This is a genomic window from Actinopolymorpha sp. B17G11 (assembly GCF_040196095.1).
In the GTDB taxonomy this organism is placed as follows: Bacteria; Actinomycetota; Actinomycetes; order Propionibacteriales; family Actinopolymorphaceae; genus Thermasporomyces.
Genome location: NZ_JBEFTW010000031.1, coordinates 1 through 16,373, shown reverse-complemented (window position 1 = coordinate 16,373; position 16,373 = coordinate 1). Strand labels below are relative to the sequence as shown.

15 protein-coding genes are annotated in these 16,373 nt (G+C 68.6%); 6 read left to right on the top strand and 9 right to left on the bottom strand.

All coding sequences use genetic code 11. The features are described from left to right. Position 1 precedes the first annotated feature (1 nt). The gene (locus tag ABN028_RS26280) at positions 2 to 721 is read right to left on the bottom strand and encodes an ATP-binding cassette domain-containing protein (protein ID WP_349330490.1); all 720 of its coding nucleotides are present in this window, start codon (positions 719 to 721) and stop codon (positions 2 to 4) included. A gap of 298 nt (positions 722 to 1,019) precedes the next feature. Between ABN028_RS26280 and ABN028_RS26275 the strand changes: the two genes are divergently transcribed. Continuing rightward, entirely contained in the window at positions 1,020 to 1,931 is a 912-nt protein-coding gene (locus tag ABN028_RS26275) for a hypothetical protein (protein ID WP_349698469.1), read from the top strand. Between the two features lie 141 nt (positions 1,932 to 2,072). Here the strand turns inward: ABN028_RS26275 and ABN028_RS26270 are convergent, their stop codons facing one another. Further along, positions 2,073 to 3,032: an ATP-dependent DNA ligase gene (locus ABN028_RS26270; RefSeq protein WP_349330488.1), complete on the bottom strand. Its 960-nt coding sequence runs from the start codon at positions 3,030 to 3,032 to the stop codon at positions 2,073 to 2,075. A gap of 583 nt (positions 3,033 to 3,615) precedes the next feature. Here ABN028_RS26270 and ABN028_RS26265 point away from each other — a divergent pair. After that, positions 3,616 to 4,662, top strand: a complete 1,047-nt coding sequence (locus tag ABN028_RS26265; RefSeq protein WP_349330487.1) for a glucose 1-dehydrogenase — start codon at positions 3,616 to 3,618, stop codon at positions 4,660 to 4,662. Positions 4,663 to 4,716: 54 nt separating this feature from the next. On the opposite strand, the gene ABN028_RS26260 is transcribed toward ABN028_RS26265, so the two are convergent. The 3 genes from ABN028_RS26260 to ABN028_RS26250 all read right to left on the bottom strand — a co-directional run bounded on the left by ABN028_RS26260 (position 4,717) and on the right by ABN028_RS26250 (position 7,251). Then, entirely contained in the window at positions 4,717 to 5,241 is a 525-nt protein-coding gene (locus tag ABN028_RS26260) for a Dps family protein (protein ID WP_349330486.1), read from the bottom strand. 159 nt (positions 5,242 to 5,400) lie between these two features. After that, complete coding sequence (locus ABN028_RS26255; RefSeq protein ID WP_349330485.1) at positions 5,401 to 6,555, bottom strand: phosphotransferase; 1,155 nt, start codon at positions 6,553 to 6,555, stop codon at positions 5,401 to 5,403. A 276-nt stretch (positions 6,556 to 6,831) separates the two neighbouring features. Next, entirely contained in the window at positions 6,832 to 7,251 is a 420-nt protein-coding gene (locus tag ABN028_RS26250; protein ID WP_349698468.1) for a YciI family protein, read from the bottom strand. A gap of 156 nt (positions 7,252 to 7,407) precedes the next feature. Here ABN028_RS26250 and ABN028_RS26245 point away from each other — a divergent pair, with 156 nt between their 5' ends. Beyond that, positions 7,408 to 7,884, top strand: a complete 477-nt coding sequence (locus ABN028_RS26245; protein WP_349330483.1) for a nitroreductase family deazaflavin-dependent oxidoreductase — start codon at positions 7,408 to 7,410, stop codon at positions 7,882 to 7,884. Positions 7,885 to 7,937: 53 nt separating this feature from the next. Next, positions 7,938 to 8,951, top strand: coding sequence for a hypothetical protein (locus ABN028_RS26240; RefSeq protein ID WP_349698467.1), 1,014 nt, complete (start codon positions 7,938 to 7,940; stop codon positions 8,949 to 8,951). Between the two features lie 34 nt (positions 8,952 to 8,985). Here ABN028_RS26240 and ABN028_RS26235 read toward each other — a convergent pair whose 3' ends face one another. The 3 genes from ABN028_RS26235 to ABN028_RS26225 all read right to left on the bottom strand — a co-directional run bounded on the left by ABN028_RS26235 (position 8,986) and on the right by ABN028_RS26225 (position 11,543). Then, the gene (locus tag ABN028_RS26235; RefSeq protein ID WP_349698465.1) at positions 8,986 to 9,828 is read right to left on the bottom strand and encodes a sugar phosphate isomerase/epimerase family protein; all 843 of its coding nucleotides are present in this window, start codon (positions 9,826 to 9,828) and stop codon (positions 8,986 to 8,988) included. 38 nt (positions 9,829 to 9,866) lie between these two features. Beyond that, complete coding sequence (locus ABN028_RS26230) at positions 9,867 to 10,406, bottom strand: P-loop nucleotide/nucleoside kinase family protein (RefSeq protein ID WP_349698464.1); 540 nt, start codon at positions 10,404 to 10,406, stop codon at positions 9,867 to 9,869. A gap of 93 nt (positions 10,407 to 10,499) precedes the next feature. Further along, a complete protein-coding gene (locus tag ABN028_RS26225) occupies positions 10,500 to 11,543 on the bottom strand; it encodes a helix-turn-helix transcriptional regulator (RefSeq protein ID WP_349698463.1) in 1,044 nt (347 codons plus the stop codon). A 66-nt stretch (positions 11,544 to 11,609) separates the two neighbouring features. Between ABN028_RS26225 and ABN028_RS26220 the strand changes: the two genes are divergently transcribed. Together ABN028_RS26220 and ABN028_RS26215 are read left to right on the top strand one after the other, a co-directional pair. Beyond that, positions 11,610 to 13,448 (top strand): ABC transporter ATP-binding protein, encoded by a 1,839-nt coding sequence (locus ABN028_RS26220; protein ID WP_349698462.1) that lies wholly within the window; start codon positions 11,610 to 11,612, stop codon positions 13,446 to 13,448. Beyond that, complete coding sequence (locus ABN028_RS26215; protein ID WP_349698461.1) at positions 13,441 to 15,225, top strand: ABC transporter ATP-binding protein; 1,785 nt, start codon at positions 13,441 to 13,443, stop codon at positions 15,223 to 15,225. Before ABN028_RS26220 ends, ABN028_RS26215 begins: the two co-directional genes overlap by 8 nt. A 41-nt stretch (positions 15,226 to 15,266) precedes the next feature. Here ABN028_RS26215 and ABN028_RS26210 read toward each other — a convergent pair whose 3' ends face one another. Next, positions 15,267 to 15,962 (bottom strand): class I SAM-dependent methyltransferase, encoded by a 696-nt coding sequence (locus tag ABN028_RS26210; RefSeq protein WP_349698460.1) that lies wholly within the window; start codon positions 15,960 to 15,962, stop codon positions 15,267 to 15,269. Between the last annotated feature and the right edge of the window lie 411 nt (positions 15,963 to 16,373).

Genomic DNA, 16,373 nt, shown 5'->3' with positions numbered 1-16,373 from the left:
CCTACCTGGCCGCAGGCTGGTTGACGGGTTGTCGCTCGCGTACGACGGACAGGGCCGCCGGGTCGAGCTCGGCCCTGACCAACTCGGCCCTTCCGTCGACCAGGTGGAGTTCGGCGTCGCAGACGGCGGCGGCCTCCGGGTCGTGCGTGGCGAACACGACCGCCGCCCCACGTTCGGCCTCCGCGCGCAGCAGATCCAGAACGGTCTGGCGGGAAACCGCGTCCAGTTCGCTGGTCACCTCGTCGGCCAGGAGGACGTCGCCGCGCAGCGCAAGGCCGCGGGCGATCGCGGTGCGCTGCTGCTGGCCGCCGGAGAGTTCCTCGACCAGCTGGTCACGCTGGCCCGCGAGGCCCAGCCGTTCCAGCGACTCGGCGGTGAGCCGGCGGGCCTCGGAGGGCTCGATCCCGTTGGCGAGCAACGCCACTTCGAGGTTCTCCCCCGCGGTGAGGAATGTGGCAAGGCCGTTGCCCTGCGGGACGAGGACGAGGCGCAGCGCCACCGCGTGGTCGCGGTCACGCAGGGACTCGCCGTCGACCGCGACTGTGCCCTTCGCCGGTTGCAGGAGTCCCGCCATGGTCGAGAGCAACGTCGTCTTGCCGGCGCCGGAGCGGCCACTGATCGCGACCACGCGTCCGGGCTCCGCGGTCAGTGTGACGTCCTGCAGGACCGGCGGCCGGCTGCCGTAGCTGACAGACACCTGGTCCACCGTCACAGTCCGCACAGCGGCCTCCCGTCCCGTTGTGCCCCTGGCTGAGGCGCGATGAGCATACCTGGACAAGGTCGACTCCGCGATGGTCCGACGTGGGCGTACGGACCCGCGAAACCGCCTCTGACCTGGGCCTTGACCAACCTGGTCACGGTGCGGCATAACCCACCGGGGTGGTCGGTACCAGGCACTCGGTGGACCTGTCGACGCGCCCTTCCACGGGTGTCGAATCCGGAAGTGGAGCGTCCGGAACAGGTCGTAGCGTGCGCAGTCGAAGACCGTCGAGGGTCGCGGTCGCTGGAGGAGGGCGAACATGACTGTGGAGGACTGGCTGCTCGACTCCGACCCGGCACTCCGGTGGCAGGTCATGCGCGACCTGACCGGTGCGTCCGAGGCGGACGTCGGTGCCGAACGGGCTCGGGTGGCGGGCGAGGGCTGGGGCGCTCGACTGCTGGCCCTGCAGGCACCGAACGGTCAGTGGGGCGGAGGAACGCTCTTTCCCGTCTGGACCTCCACCGCCTGGACCTTGATGCTCCTGTACCACTTCGGCCTCGACCCGGCCACCGCCCAGGCCCGCCGCGCTGTGGCCCTGGTCCGCGAGAACAGCCGCTGGGAGCATGCCGGTCAGCCGTTCTTCTCAGGCGAGGTGGAGCCGTGCATCAACGGCAGGACCGTGGCCATCGGCGCCTACTTCGGTGAGGATGTCGGCGCCATCGTCGACCGGCTCGCCGACGAGCAGATGGCCGATGGCGGCTGGAACTGCGAACAGGAGAACGGGTCGACGCGTGGTTCGTTCCACAGCACGATCTGTGTGCTCGAAGGGCTGCTGGAGTACGAGCGGGCCACCGGAGGCTCGCCGGCGGTGACGGCGGCGCGCGAGCGTGGGGAGGCGTACCTGCTCGACCGCCGGTTGCTCCGCCGGCTGTCCACCGGTGAGGTGACCGACCCGTCGTGGACCCGGTTCTCGTTCCCGCCGCGCTGGTTCTACGACGTACTCCGAGCCCTCGACCACCTGCGCGCCGCCGACGTCACACCCGACGACCGCATGTCCGAAGCCCTCGCGCTCGTGGAGTCCAAGCGCCGCCCCGACGGCCGATGGCTGCTGGAGAACACCCATCCCGGCGACGTGCACTTCGAGATGGACGACGGCCAGGGCAGGCCGAGCCGATGGAACACCCTGCGCGCCCTCCGCGTCCTGCGCTGGTCTGAGCGGAAGCGTCAGTGACCACCCACGACACCGACAGGCTGCAGTGCGAGCACAACGGCACCTTGGACTCCTCCTTGAGCCGGGCTACGACGTCGAGGGCGTCGCCGCTCACGACGGTCGCGTTCGACCAGTCGAGGGGGTCCTTCGAGTGTCGGCGGATCAAGCCTCGGCGTCGATGGGTGTCAGATCCTCCGGCCGCAAGTCTGGGCGTATCCGCAGGAACCGCACCGCGTGCCGCCACCGGCCGCCCTGATCCGTGGCGACGTCGACCAGGATCTCCACCACCTCGGTGGGTTCGACGCGAACGTAACGCACCGGGCCAGCCCGCCACGTCACTGTCATGGCCTCCGGCCAGGGATGATCAGGGCCCGCCAAGGTGAGGAGCGACGCCAGGGTCGCGGCGGCGGAGGGGCTGAGTGGGGTCGTCCGCCCGACGTAGCGCAACTCGCCGGCCTCCGTGGCGTACCGACCCAACAGCAGCGCCTCTGGGTGTTCGATACTGCCGGTCACGCCGCCGACGATCGCCTCGGTGGTCCTGTGCGCCTTGTACTTCAACCATTCGCGGCGTTCGGAGTAGCGGCTGTCCGCGGGCTTGATGATCAACCCCTCGACTCCGGAGGCGGGTAGTTCGTCGTACCAGAGCTGCGCCAACTCCGGATCGTCGGTCTGCATGCCCAGTGACAGATGGGAGCCGGAAGGCACCCGCGCGAGCAGCCGCTCCAGCACCTTCCGGCGCACCGTCAACGGCCGGCGTCGAAGGTCCCCGTCCGCCGCGGTCTCCAGGACGTCGAACACGACGAGATGCACCGGATCGGTCACCGCGAGATCCCTGGACCTGGCGCGTTGGGCGTAACGCCGTTGCAGCGCGTCGAAATCCAGCCGACCACCCACCCAGCGCACGATCTCTCCGTCGACGACTGTGCCCGGTGGAAGACCCGCGACGACCGCACCCGTCAACTCGGGAAATACCTGATCAAGGAGTACGCCACGCCGCGTATAAATGTGCACGACACCGTTGTCGTCAATGTGGGCCTGCGCGCGATATCCGTCCAGCTTCGGCTCATAAACCCACCCTCCCGTACGCGGCGCCGGTAGGCGATCGACACTCTTCGCCAACATCGGCTGAACTGGCCCCTGGATGTGCACACCGGCACACCTACCCGCGGGCACGCGTCCTAGGAGTAGCGCGACGGCGGCTGAATCCGCGACGTGGGCTTCCGCCGCTTCCCGCGTCCGAGCAGAACGGCACCGATCCGCTGTTTCTGGCCGGTTCCATTGCACCGGTGGCATGGCCGCAGTGAGTAGGTGAACAACGAGCCCGGGTGGCGGCCCAAACCCTTGCAGCGATCACATTTTGCATACGGATGAAGGAGTATTGACAACACGTAGCCAACAATCACGATCACGACCAGCATCCAAACCGGATCCATCGAGCCTCCCCCCATGTGGTCGTCGCTCATACGTACTCCTCTGTGCCGCCACTGTCCACTGAATTGCTGGTGGTTACTCAGCCATAAAAGTCTCATGAAGCCTGCCCGACGCCGCCCGGCACCGGGAGCCCCGCGTCGGCGCGCGTACCGCCGAAGGTCATGGTCGAAGAAATTCGAATGGCCCGGTCGTACACAAAGCTCGCCCTGATACCAGAGAAGGGACGGCACATGCTTTCGTACGGTCGTTTCCGCTGACGCCCCTTGGGGAGATCATGAAAGCAATTACGGTTGTTCCGGGCAAACCCGACGAGGTACGCGTCAGCGACGTCGACGAGCCGCCGGGCACACAGGGATCGATCCTGGTCGACGGCCGGCTGCTGGGAGTCTGCGGCAGCGACGTCGACATCGTCGAACAGGGATACGGATGGCCGCCTCCCGGGAAGGACCGCCTCCTGGTGGGACATGAGTCCCTCGGGGAGGTTCTGGAGGCACCCGGAGACAGCGGTTTCGAGCCCGGCGATCTTGTCGTCGGCATCGTGCGCCGGCCCGACCCGGTGCCGTGTGAGCCGTGCGCGCACGGCGAGATGGACTTCTGCCGCAACGGCCGGTACACCGAGCGTGGCATCAAGGAGCTCGACGGATTCGGCTCGCAGCGGTGGCGTATCGAACCGGAGTACGCGGTCAAGGTGGACCCGGACCTGCGGGACCTTGGCGTACTCGTCGAGCCGGCATCCGTTCTGGCCAAGGCCTGGGAGCAGACCGACCGCTTCGTCACTCGCTCCTGGTCGCGGCCCAAGGCTGCGCTGGTCACCGGCGCGGGCCCGATCGGACTGCTGGCCGCTCTGTTGGGGGTACAACGCGGCCTTGACGTGCACGTGCTCGACATCAACGACGCCGAACCGAAACCACAACTCGTCGCCGGCCTCGGTGCGACCTTCCACACCGGCAGCGTGACGGACATCGACGTCGAACCAGATGTCGTCATCGAGTGCACCGGTCACGGACCGCTGGTGTTCGATCTCCCCGACGTCGCTCCGCCCAATGCCGTGATCTGCCTCACTGGGCTCTCCGCAGGGACCCGCGAGGTCAGGGTGGCGCTGGACCAGGTCAACAAGGAGATGGTGCTGGAGAACACCGTGCTCTTCGGTTCCGTCAACGCCGCCCGCCGCAACTTCGAACAGGCCGCCGACGCACTCGCCAAGGCCGACCGGGGATGGTTGGAACGCTTCATCACCCGCCGGGTTCCGATGAACGGATTCTCCGACGCCCTTCACAAAGCTGCCGGAGACGTGAAGGTCGTCGTCGACCTCAGCGGCTGACCACCGCCAGGATGATCACCCGCCGACGAACGGTCCGCGCCGCCGGAACCAGGCTCAGACCGCGGTGACGACCTCGGCCAGGAACCAGGTGCGTCGTTCCGTCTCGTCGATCCAGGTCTCGATCAGGCTGGCCGTCGCCACGTCGTCAAACTTCTGACAGACCTCGTGCGTCGCCCGCAGGTAGTGCGTCAGCGCCCGGTTGTCGTCGCGTAGTTCCCGCATCATCTCGTCCGGGGGCATGAATTCGACGTCGTTGTCCACAAGACGTTGGTTCCTGGCAATGTCACCGACGGAACGAATGGTCGTGCCGCCGATCTTGCGCGCCCTCTCGGCAACGTCATCCGACATCGCGAAGATCTGTTCCGCCTGCTCGTCGAGCAGCAGGTGATAGTCACGGAAGTGCCGGCCGGTCATATGCCAGTGAAAGTTCTTCGTCTTGACATAGAGCGCGAAGACGTCGGCGAGGAGCTTTCGGAGCTCTCCCGAGATTTCCACGACACCTCCGTGGCTGAGGTCCGTGGGTACGTCGAGCGCACCGGGTTCGGCTCTGCTCGTGGGTTTGGCACCGCTCTCGGTCATTTCGTACTCCTCTCGGTTCCCAGCCTCCACCAAAAAGGAGATCTCTGGTCACGTCGGAATCCGACCGTCCGGAGGTCCATCACCCGTGGGCCGTTCGGCCCCCGGACCTCACGGCCCCGGGTCGAACGGCCACGGGCTTGAACTGCCAACGGGCCACGATCACGAGAGAGCCGCGGCGAGGCGCTGTTCGAGCCTGTCGGGAGAGGGCAGGCGCCCGGAAAGGAGATGTCGGACACTGCGGTCCGCCAGGCGTTGATCCTCGCCACCGTGGGCGTTCAGTGCTGTTTCGACCTGCTCGGCGATGTAGTTCGCGAGGCTGTTGAGCGCTCCGCGGAACATGGCCAGGCTCAGGGGCGGGAGCGATCCCGCGTGTGCCCGGTAGCCGTCGATCATCGCGCGGTGGCCGGACGCAGTGTGCACAAAATGCATCAGGGCGTCGCACAACTCCCAGCTTGGTGGCTGTCCACCGGCGTAGTCCCAGTCGACGACGATGAGGCGACCGCCCTCTCCGCGCCACACCTTGGCCGGGCCCAACGTGTTGTGGCACATCACCGGTGCCGGCACGGGGACGTCGGCACCGATGGTCTCCCACTCGACCATCGCCGGTGTGGCCTTGGCGAGGAGGGGCGCCCAGTCGACTCCCCTGGCCTGTGCCGCCGCAACCAGTCCAGGCCACTGCGCTCGGAACAGGAACCTGGCGTGCCACGGGCTGATGCGGTCCACGGGCATGGCGAGGCGGTGGACCTTGGCGAGGATCTCGCCCACCGCGTACGCGTCCTTCGAGCTCACCGGCCATGCGAGTGGTGGACCGGAGTTGACCCATTCGTAGACGCGCCAGCTGTGCCCACCGACCGACTCGACGATCGCGCCGGTCCGGCTGCGTACCGGCGCCGGGATCCGAATCCCCTCCGCGGCCGCCGCCTCCTGCAGGGCGACGTCGGTCTCCGCAGCGGTGATCGGGGTCCAGTTGTCCATCGTACGAACGGTCCAGCGGCCCTGCTCGGTCTCCAGCGACCATCGCTGCCCGATGTTGTCGGGCCGGGCCACAGAGCGCATCGGAGCGGTCACCTTGCCGAGCCCGTAGCGCGCTGCCACGGCTTCGGCCAGGGTCTTGTCGGCGACGTCTGCCTTGCCCCTGTTCCGGTCGACCTCTGCTTTGAGGTCGGTCCAGGTGCGGAACCCGTACTGCTTGGCCAACGCCGACTGTGCATCCGACAGGGATGTTCCCGGCTCAGACTCCCGCAGCCCGCCGAGAAGGTCCTTGGCCTGTCGACGAAGGTGGTCGAGGCTGGGGTTGTCGGGGAGCGTCCTCATGAAAAACACCTCGCTCTTCGCCCGGACCCGCACGGACGATTCAGAGCTTCGGGTGTCTGCCGCTCAAACCCAAGCGCAGCGAGGTGGCTTCAAGCCTTCCGGCGAGTCTCGGCGCGACCCCAACGCGCTGGCGCCACTTTAACCGGCGACGCCCGACAGTCAAGGCTCGGCCCGAGCCAACGATCACGCTGCGCCGAGGTCGTGGTGGATCCAGACGTTCGGTTCGACGTAGACGGCGTTGTCGCAGAACGCCGGGGTCCGACGCGACCCGATTGCCTACGCCAGGTGGTCGCCGGTCTCGCCCTGGAACGGGCGTACCTCCACCGGGAGCGTGGTCGCCGCGGCAAGCTTGCGACCCCACTCGAGGGCGGCGTCGAGATCGGCCGCCTTCACGATGGAGAGCCCGCCGACGTGCTCCTTGCCTTCGACGTACGGTCCGTCGGAGGTCAGCAGGTCCCCATCCTTCACCCGTACGACGGTGGCGGTGCTCGGTTCGTGTAGCCCGCCGGCGAAGACCCAGGCACCGGCGGCCCTGAGCTCTGCGTTGAAGGCGTCCACGTCGCGCATGATCGGCTCGAGGAACTCCGGCGGCGGCGGGCCGGCTCCGTCGGGCTGTTGGATGCTGAGCAGATAGTGCTTCATCTCGTACGCCTCCATGGGTGTGGTTCCTGCGGCGTTGTTCGGCCCGGCTCTCATCGTCTACACGATCGGCGCCCGCCCGGATCGACATTCGGGCGTCCTGATCTCTCGGTGGGCGCCCCCGCCTGCTCAGGAGCATCCGCGAGAGCTGTACTATGAATCTCGTATTATCTGGGTTGCGAACCACTGTGCGATCATCGTTCGGAGGAGACTGTGCGTACCTACCACCACTCGACGGGTCTGCGAATCGCCAACCGAGTCATGACGATCCTCATCAAGCTCGGCCTACCCGTCCGCGGGTCCGGTGTTCCCACGGCCCTGCTCACGGTCCCGGGCCGCAAGAGCGGACTGCCTCGTACCACTCCCATCGCTCTGCTCCCCGACAACGACGGCGAAGGCGAGGGTTGGCGGTTGATGGCGCCCTACGGAGTGGTGGACTGGGTGAAGAACCTCCGCGCCGCAGGCTCTGCCACCCTCACCTGGCGAGGGAGCACCTTCGACGTGACCGCCCACGAGCTGACGCCGGCGGAGGGAGCACCCCTCCTCCGCGACGCCGTGGCCAACGCGAGCCCCATGCTGCGCAAGGCGTTCGCGCCGTACTTCTCCACCTCACCCGATGCTCCCCTCGCGGACTGGGAGGCAGAGGCAGGCCACCACCCGGTGTTCAAGCTCCGGCGAGCCGCCCACTGACACGTATCCTGCTGCGGTCGTTCCTGCTCGTGCCCGTGTAGGAGGCTTGCCTCGTGCCGCAGATTTACGAACCAGCGCAGCATGTCGATCCCCGCCTGCTCGGGTGGAAGGAGCGGCTGGCCAGTCGATGCGCGGAGGCGGTCGAGGCATTGGCCGCGGTTCCCGGCGTCACCGGACTCGTCCTGGGCGGAAGCGTCGGCCGCGGCCAGCACTGGCCCATGTCCGACATCGACCTCATGGCCCTGTGCTCCGGACGCGACGTGCGGGAGGCAGCCGCCGACGTCGACCGGGCGGCGTACCAGCTGAGTGAGATGTGGGGCAGCAGCGGGATCTACACCGCGGTCGACGCCGGGCGGCTGACCTTCGACGAGGCCGAGGTACGGCAGACGGCTTCGGGTGGTCTCCCCGCCACGGTGGAACGCATGGACGACCCGCGCTGGCTGCACGGCATCGACAAGATCTACGGCGGTGTCGCGATCCACGACCCACACGACGTGGCGGCGGTCTTCCTGGACTGGTCGTCTCGGCACCGCTTCGACGCCGGTGTGGTCGCGAGGCGTCGCGAGTCCTGGTGCGACCTGGCCGAGCAACTACTCCGGGACACCGAGCGGTTGGTGCACAGCGGCGACACCGCGGGCGCCTGGATCAGTCTCCGAAAGGCCGGGGGCGCTCTCGCCGAGGTCGCCACCGAACGCTGGGGTCGACGGGCCGGTTCGCTCGGACGGTACTGGACGCTCTTCGAAGCGCGGGCGCGACGGCACGGTGATCCCGAGCTTGCCGCTCGCCTCATGACGGCAGCGCACGCGCACCCTCAGTGCGTCTCCGCCATGGTCGACGCTGTACCGGAGTGGCTCCAGGACCGGATCGCGCTGTCGTACTCCGCGCGCCGCCTGGTCGGCGAGGAGGTCACGCCGGCGCAGAACGCCCGGGACAACGTTCTCGCCTTTGCGCAGCTCTACCGTGGCCGGTTCCCGTCCGCGCAGCATGCCTGGATGCGGGCCGAGGACGGCGCGATCCCGCAGGACTCGATCGCCGCGCTCACGGAGCTGCTCTCACACCTGCGGTAATGAGCATGCCGGGGATGGCCCGCTTGGCCTCTGACTAACCGTCAAGCCAGTCGAGCAGGCTCGCCGCATCCTGCCGGAACGCTCCTGGGTCGTCATCGCGTACGAACTCCAGCAGGGCGAAGCGGGTCACCGCATCGCCTTCAGCCCGCGGCTCGGCCCCCTGCTCGCCTCGCAGATCGGCGAGTACGCCCTGCCACAGGTCCGCGCGGTCCGCGAGTGGCAGCCGGGCACCGTCGGCGCTCCAGGAGAAGACGTGGGCCGTCATGAGATGGCGGCCGAGCGCGCGCACTTCGTCGCGTGCCTGGGCCGGCGTCGGCGTACCACGTCCCGGCTGCCAGTAGGTCCACGCTGCCGGGCCAGACGTACCCAGCAGCACACGCACCTCGTCGAGCAACGCGAGCGTCGAGTCGACCGTGTCGGTCAGGGTGCCCGGATGGAACTCCAGCGCGACCTTCAGGTCATGCTCGGCCGCCTGCACGACTGCTTTCGCCAGCCCGTCGACGACGTCCGCACGCTGGCGTTCGGTTGCCTCCCCCGAACCGAGCCGCCCGGCCCACACCCTTACCGAGGGTGCGCCGAGTGCGACGGCGGTCTCGACGACGGGTACGAAGTCGGCGGCAGCGTCGGAACCCGGCCGGAAGTACGAGCCGTAACTCGCCACAGCCAAGTCGTGGCCGGCGCACAGTCCTCGTACGTGCTCAGCGGCCCGCAGGTTTCCCACGGGTACGTGGACATCGCCACCCCACTCGACCGCCCGCAGCCCGGCGTCGGCAGCTAGCTCGACGACCCTGGCCGGCGCGAGCTGGCGGAACGTCACCGACACAAGGCCGGGAACAACGGCTGGCCGCGGTCGTACGTCCGTCACGCCACTGTTCACGGGGTCGGGACCTCCTCGAGATTTCCGCGTACGTCCGATCATCCTGGCACGTGGTGTCGGCCACCGGCGAAGGCGACGATGCCGGGCAGGGCGGGCCGGTATCCGTTGGTCGTGTCGACGTGGAGCACGGGTGCGTCCATCGAGATCGGGTCGTACGCATACGGCCTGGGCTCCCCCGACCGCTGCGCCGATCTCATTCCATGGGCAGCGCGGCGGAGCGGATTCTCCTTCGCACGTTGCATGTTCCTCGCGTGGGCGATGTCCGGATCGACGATGCACTGGAGAACTCTGAGGTCCGCGAGCCTCGCCAGTCGTTCGAGGCCAGGGCGCCATACCGGGCCCTGGAAGGCCGCTTCGGCGACCACACTCACACCGGCACCCACCAGCATCGCGAGAACGTCGAAGAACAACGGAAACACCCGCTCCGTCAGCGGGTCACCGGGACCAGGCACGAAGCCGGGATTGGCATGCACCATGCCTTCCTTGATCTCGTCGCGACAGATCGCCGGGCAACCCACCGCGCGGGCGATCTCGTGCGCCAGCGTGGTCTTCCCGAATCCACCTGGCGGCCCACTCACCACGACCAGCGTCGGCAACGGCACTGCGACCCCTCTCCCCTCTCCAACGCATCGGCCAGCGACGCACCGCAGGCGCCGCACCAAGGCAGTCACTCACACGTCAGGGACGGCGTACGCCGGCTGCTGGGCGCCGCCGCCGATCCCGACGGAACGATCCCGAACAGGCGGTAGTGCGTAGGCGCTCACGAGGTTGCGCCCGATCCGCGCCAGCTCGTGTCGTACGGACGCTGGAGCGAGGACCCGGACCGCCTCGCCGAAGTAGATCAGCTCGAAGGCGGCATCGCCGACGGACGGGAAGCGGGCACGGAACCGCCGCGGCCCAGCTGACCCGTTCTCGCCGGGGTCGAGTGCCTGAACGTTGTTCCAGGGGCCCAGGACCCCGGTCACCTCGGGTACGGCGTCCGCTTCGACGGAGAACTCCACACTGATCTGGTCGGGCCAGTGGGGCAACTCGTGGTTGACCTCTTCCCAGGCGCGAGCCAGGTCGAAGTCGTCCGGGCGTTCGACCGGCTCGGCAGTGGCGGCGACGTCGGCCACCCGGGAAGCTCGGAACGTCCTCGGGCCGGCTTCCGTGCCCGCGAGGAGGTACCACACACCGCTCTTCGAGACCAACCCGTACGGATGGACCCGGCGTACGGACGCCTCGCGCCCTGGTTTGGCATAGGTCAGGTCCACCTGAAGGCCGGCGACGACGGCGGCGCGAAGGCTCGCCAGCATTCTCGGCGTCTCCTCGGCGAGCTGACCCCACCGGGTCGGGTCGACGTGGACAGCTCGGTGCGCCTTCGTGGCGTGGCTCCTTGTCTCCTTGGGCAGAGCGGCGAGCAGCTTGCGCAGGGCCGAGGACACGCCCTGTTCGATCCCGAGACCCGCGAGGAGTTCGGGACCGGTCGCGAGGAAGAGCGCCTGGGCCTCGTCGGCGGTCAGGCCCGAGAGGTTGACCTGGTAGCCGTCCGTCAGTGCCCACCCGCCACCCCGACCGCGCTGTGAGTACAACGGCAGCCCGGAGAGGAGCAGAGCATCGAGGTCACGACGGATCGTTCGTTCGGACACCTCGAGCCGGCTGGCCAACGCAGGGGCGGTCAGCTGTCCGTGAGCCTGGAGGAGCAGGACGATGGCCACCAGGCGGTCGGCACGCATGAAAGCACAAGATAGCGAGGAAACAGGACGCAGGGGTGGCCGGTTTTCCTCCGTATCGTGCCGCCGATGCTCACACTGATCGGTTACGCCTACCGGGTCGGCCGTACGCCGACGCTCCTCGCGTTCGGGCTCGCGGTCCTCTCGGCAGCACTCGGGGTCGCGATGACGTTGCTCGTCGGGCAGGTGGTGGGCGCCGTTCCTTCGGTGGTCGCTGACCGGCCGGGTGCCATGTCGTTGCCCGTCTTCGCCGCGTGGTTGACCTGCCTTCTGCTCGTCTTCGTGGTCGTGAGCGTCCTGCCGGCGTTCCGGCATCCCGCCCGCCAGGCGATGGTCAACCACGTCCGGCGGGACGTCACGGTCAGGCTCACCGACCCGTTGCTCGGTCCCAGCGGGATGGCCCACCTCGAGGATCCCGTCGTCCTGGACCAGGCCGCACGGGCGAGTGGGGACAACGATCATTTCGGCTTCCAGGTACGCACCGGGCTGGAGACGTTGCCGGATCTGGTGGCGAGTCGGTTGCTCCTGCTGGGGAGCGCCGGGCTGGTGGGGCTGACGTTCTCGTGGTGGGTCGCGGCGGGGTTGGCGGCGGCAACATTCTTCATGGAGTGGCACCAAGGTCGCCTGGTCAGTACGGAACTCGACTCGATGTTCGGCTACACCGAAAACGCCCGCAAGGCCGACTACGTCTTCGACCTCGGGATGAGGGATGCGCCCAAGGAGCTCAGGGTCTTCGGGCTGGGGCCGTGGCTGGTGGAGCGGCACACGACCGCGTTCCTCGCCAACTGGACGCCGATCTGGACGGCACGCCGACGCCGGCTCTGGAAGACCCTTCCGGTGAGCCTTGCGCACCTTGGCGTCCACGCCATGGCGATCCTCCTGGTGGGGCGGGCCGTACTGGCCGGGCAGCTGCCACTGACCGAGGTCGCCACCGTCGTGCCCGCGATCCTCGCGGTGGGGACGTCCCACAACGGGTGGGCCGCCATCCAGGCCAAACGGTCCGTCGCCGCCTTTCGCGCTTTGAGCGACCTGCCCGAACTGATCGCCAGCCGGCATCCCGTACGTACGATCCGCGCGAAGCAGCCCGCCCCGTCGGCGCCGACGACCCCGGCGATCGCGTCCCTGCCGCGGCACAGCATCCGCTTCGAGAACGTCTGTTTCCGCTATCCCAGCACGGATCTGGACGTGCTCCACGACCTGGACTTCGAGCTGCCTGCCGGCCAGGCGCTGGCACTGGTGGGGGTCAACGGCGCCGGCAAGTCGACGTTGGTCAAACTTCTCGCCGGCGTGTACGAACCGACGGCCGGCCGGATCACGGTGGACGGTATCGACCTGCGCGAGCTGGAGATCTCCGCCTGGCAGCGACAGGTGGCCACGATCGTCCAGGACTTCTGCCGCTTCCCGCTGTCGGCGCGCGACAACGTCGTGCTCGGTGCCGCGGAACACGCCCGCGACGTCCGGACCCTGCATCGGGTCGCGGCGCAGGCCGGCATCACCGAACCGATCGAGCAACTCGCGGACGGCTGGGACACGATCCTCGACAAGACCCACGACGGCGGGGTCGACCTGTCCGGCGGCGAGTGGCAGCGGGTCGCGCTGGCGCGTGCGTTGTTCGCGGTCGCCGCTGGTGCGTCGGTCCTGGTCCTGGACGAGCCGGCCGCGGCGTTGGACGTGCGCGCCGAGGCCGCGCTGGTCGAGCGCTACCTCGACCTCACGACGGGAGTGACGTCGCTGATCATCTCCCACCGGTTCTCCGTCGTACGAGATGCGCACCGGATCTGCGTGCTGGACGGCGGGCGGATTGCCGAGTCCGGCACCCACGACGAACTCATCGCCGCCGACGGTCGGTACGCATCGATGTTCCGGCTGCAGGCCGAGCGATACCTGTCCGGAGTGGGCGATGTCTGAGGCCTTCCGGGCGTTCCGGCTGTGTCTGACGACGGCGTTCGGTGCGGCCCCGTTTCTCGTCTTGGTGCAGTGCCTTGCTTCAGTCGCCGAGTCGGTGGCCGCGCCGGTTCAGGTGTACGGCGTGAAGCTCTTGGTGGACGGCCTGACGGCAGAGTCCAGCTCGGCGATCGCGTGGGGCATCGGCGTCCTTCTCGCCGGGTTCGGCGTGCTGTTCGTCGCGTCCGTGGTCACCGGCCAGGTGAAGGACACCACCGACGAGAAGGTCTTCGGGCGAGTGTTCCAGAACCTCCTGCGTACTACGACGTCGGTTCCCGGCATCAGGCACCACGAAGATCCCACCGTCGCGAACCGGATCGAGTACGTCCGCGAGCACTCCTGGAACCTTGGCTTCAGCTTCCAGATCCTGATGTACATGGCCGCCACGATGGCCAACACCATCGCCGTTCTGGTGCTGCTCGGTAGCGTCCACCCGGCGTTGCTGCTCCTGCCCCTGCTGGGCGTCGGCCGGGTCTGGGCCGCCTACGTGAGCACGCGGTGGAACACCAGCGCACACGAGGCGGGCATGCCGCAGGGCAGGGTAGTCAGTCGGCTGATCGACATCGTCAAGGACCCGAGGCATGCCCTCGAGCTGCGCGTCTTCGGTCTGCGTACCGTCCTGGTCGACCGGCTCACGCGGCTGCAGGAACACCGGGGCGCTCTCGAGACCCGTGCGGCGGTCCGTGGCGGGATGGTGGAGGCGTCGGCCCGCATCGGCTTCGGCGTCGCCTACGCCCTTGCCGTCCTGTGGGTGATCTCGCAGGCACGCAAGGGCCAGTTGACGGCCGGAGACGTCGCGCTCGTGATTCTGGTCGCGCCACAGATCGACCAGCTGACCGGCGGGATCGCCGGGCACTCCGCATGGCTCGCCGATATTCTTCGCACGTTCGTCCGGTACGACTGGATCCGGCGCTACGCCGACGAACACTCCTGGGGGGACACCGCGGAGCCCGCGCCGGCCCGGCTGCGGTCCGGCATCGAGCTCCGGTCGGTCGGCTTCTCCTATCCCGCCTCCGGCAGTCCCGCGGTTTCCGGGATCTCCCTGTCGTTGGCCGCCGGTTCGACCGTGGCCCTCGTCGGTGACAACGGGGCGGGCAAGACGACGCTGGTCAAGCTGCTGGCCAGGATGTACGACCCGACCGAGGGCGCCGTGCTGGTGGACGGCGCCGACCTGCGGAGCATCGATCCGACCCGGTGGCGGCAACGGATCTCGGCGGGGTTCCAGGACTTCGTGAACTTCGAGTTCCTCGCCGGTGAGGCGGTCGGGATCGGCGACGTCGACCGGATCGACGACCTCGCCGCGGTGGGGGCGGCACTGGACCGCGCCGACGCCCGGACCGTGGTCGAGTCGCTGCCCAGCGGCGTGCGGACCCAGCTCGGCAGCCGCTTCGCCGGTGGCATCGACCTCTCAGGCGGGCAGTGGCAGCGGGTGGCACTGGCGCGGGCGTTCATGCGAGAGCGGCCACTGCTGGTGCTACTGGACGAGCCAACGGCCGCGCTGGATCCCGAAGCCGAACACGCGTTGTTCGACCGGTTCGCAACGGCCTCGAAGGCGGCGTCGGCGGCGACCGGCGGGATCACCGTGCTGGTGTCCCACCGATTCTCGACCGTACGCATGGCCGATCGGATCGTGGTCCTCGACCACGGCCGGATCCTGCAAGCCGGTACGCACGAGGAGCTGGCGAAGGCCGGCGGCCGGTACGCGGAGCTGTTCGAGCTGCAGGCGCGGGCCTACCGCTGAGCGACCGAGTGCGAGTCCTGGCGCGCCCCGGCGGCGGAGCCTCACGCCGTCGTCCCTTGTTTGCGGGCCATGAGGAAGGCCTGCTGGGTCTTCTCAGGCCCGGAAGGCTCGCGGAGCGTCCGTGCGTACACGACGAACCCGGCCGCGGCCAACAACGCGGCGATCCGGTCGGGCGCCAACCGGTAGGCGTCGAGCTCGATCGCGTGGCCATAGGCATGCTCGAGGCGTACCCGCTCGTCACCGGCCTGGAAGGCGAGCAACACCTGGCCGTCCGCACGGAGGACCCGGTGGAACTCCGCGAAGATCCGCGGCAGGTCCTCCGGTGGCGTGTGGATGATGGAGTACCACGCGACGATGCCGCCGAGCACGCCGTCGGCCACGTCCAGATCGGCCAGCGAGCCTTCCTCGAAGCGCAGGTGGGGGTGCGCCTGCCGGGCCACCTCGATCATCGCCGGCGACAGGTCCACGCCGAACACGCGCAGGCCGAGACCGTCCAGATACGCCGTCACCCGGCCGGGTCCGCACCCGAGATCGGCGACCGGAGCCGCGCCCGCGGCGGCTGGGCCCGGCGCGCCGGCCGCACCGGCGCCGCCGGCCTGCACGAGTTCGGCGAACGCGGCCAGGAACGCCCGATCCAGCGGCTTCTCGCCAAGTTCGACCTCGAGGAGCTCGGCGTAGTCGACAGCAACGGTGTCGTAGGCGGCCCGGGTGGCCAGGAGATAGGACGGCTCAGTCATGCCGCGGACGGTACTGTCCGCCACCGACCACGATCCGAGCAGGCGGACCACCGGTGGCTGGTGCGGACCCTTCCTGAGCGAAGACCCCGGCGGGCTTCTGCCCGTCTCGGCGGACGGGCACAGGCTGCGTATGCTTGCACCGCTATTGGCGGGGATGCACAGCGACAGTGGCGGCGCCCAGGCCACACACAGTGGCGGCAGACGATCGGACGGTAACCATGTCCCCCAGTCACCGGGCTGAGAACCACGGCACACCGGTTGCCGAGCAGACCGGCTTACCCCGACTCGGCGGTCGGTATGACCTTGGCGAGGTGCTCGGTCACGGGGGTATGGCCGAGGTGCGTATCGGTATTGATCGGCGTCTTGGTCGGACGGTTGCGGTGAAGACGTTGCGGGCTGATCTGGCTTCTG

What these genes read in the sequence shown, in the direction of transcription:
- ABN028_RS26275 (WP_349698469.1), top strand. Translation starts at nt 1,020, where the DNA reads ATGACTGTGGAGGACTGGCTGCTCGACTCCGACCCGGCACTCCGGTGG.
- ABN028_RS26270 (WP_349330488.1), bottom strand. Translation starts at nt 3,032, where the DNA reads ATGTTGGCGAAGAGTGTCGATCGCCTACCGGCGCCGCGTACGGGAGGG.
- ABN028_RS26265 (WP_349330487.1), top strand. Translation starts at nt 3,616, where the DNA reads ATGAAAGCAATTACGGTTGTTCCGGGCAAACCCGACGAGGTACGCGTC.
- ABN028_RS26260 (WP_349330486.1), bottom strand. Translation starts at nt 5,241, where the DNA reads ATGACCGAGAGCGGTGCCAAACCCACGAGCAGAGCCGAACCCGGTGCG.
- ABN028_RS26255 (WP_349330485.1), bottom strand. Translation starts at nt 6,555, where the DNA reads ATGAGGACGCTCCCCGACAACCCCAGCCTCGACCACCTTCGTCGACAG.
- ABN028_RS26250 (WP_349698468.1), bottom strand. Translation starts at nt 7,251, where the DNA reads ATGAGAGCCGGGCCGAACAACGCCGCAGGAACCACACCCATGGAGGCG.
- ABN028_RS26225 (WP_349698463.1), bottom strand. Translation starts at nt 11,543, where the DNA reads ATGCGTGCCGACCGCCTGGTGGCCATCGTCCTGCTCCTCCAGGCTCAC.
- ABN028_RS26220 (WP_349698462.1), top strand. Translation starts at nt 11,610, where the DNA reads ATGCTCACACTGATCGGTTACGCCTACCGGGTCGGCCGTACGCCGACG.
- ABN028_RS26215 (WP_349698461.1), top strand. Translation starts at nt 13,441, where the DNA reads ATGTCTGAGGCCTTCCGGGCGTTCCGGCTGTGTCTGACGACGGCGTTC.
- ABN028_RS26210 (WP_349698460.1), bottom strand. Translation starts at nt 15,962, where the DNA reads ATGACTGAGCCGTCCTATCTCCTGGCCACCCGGGCCGCCTACGACACC.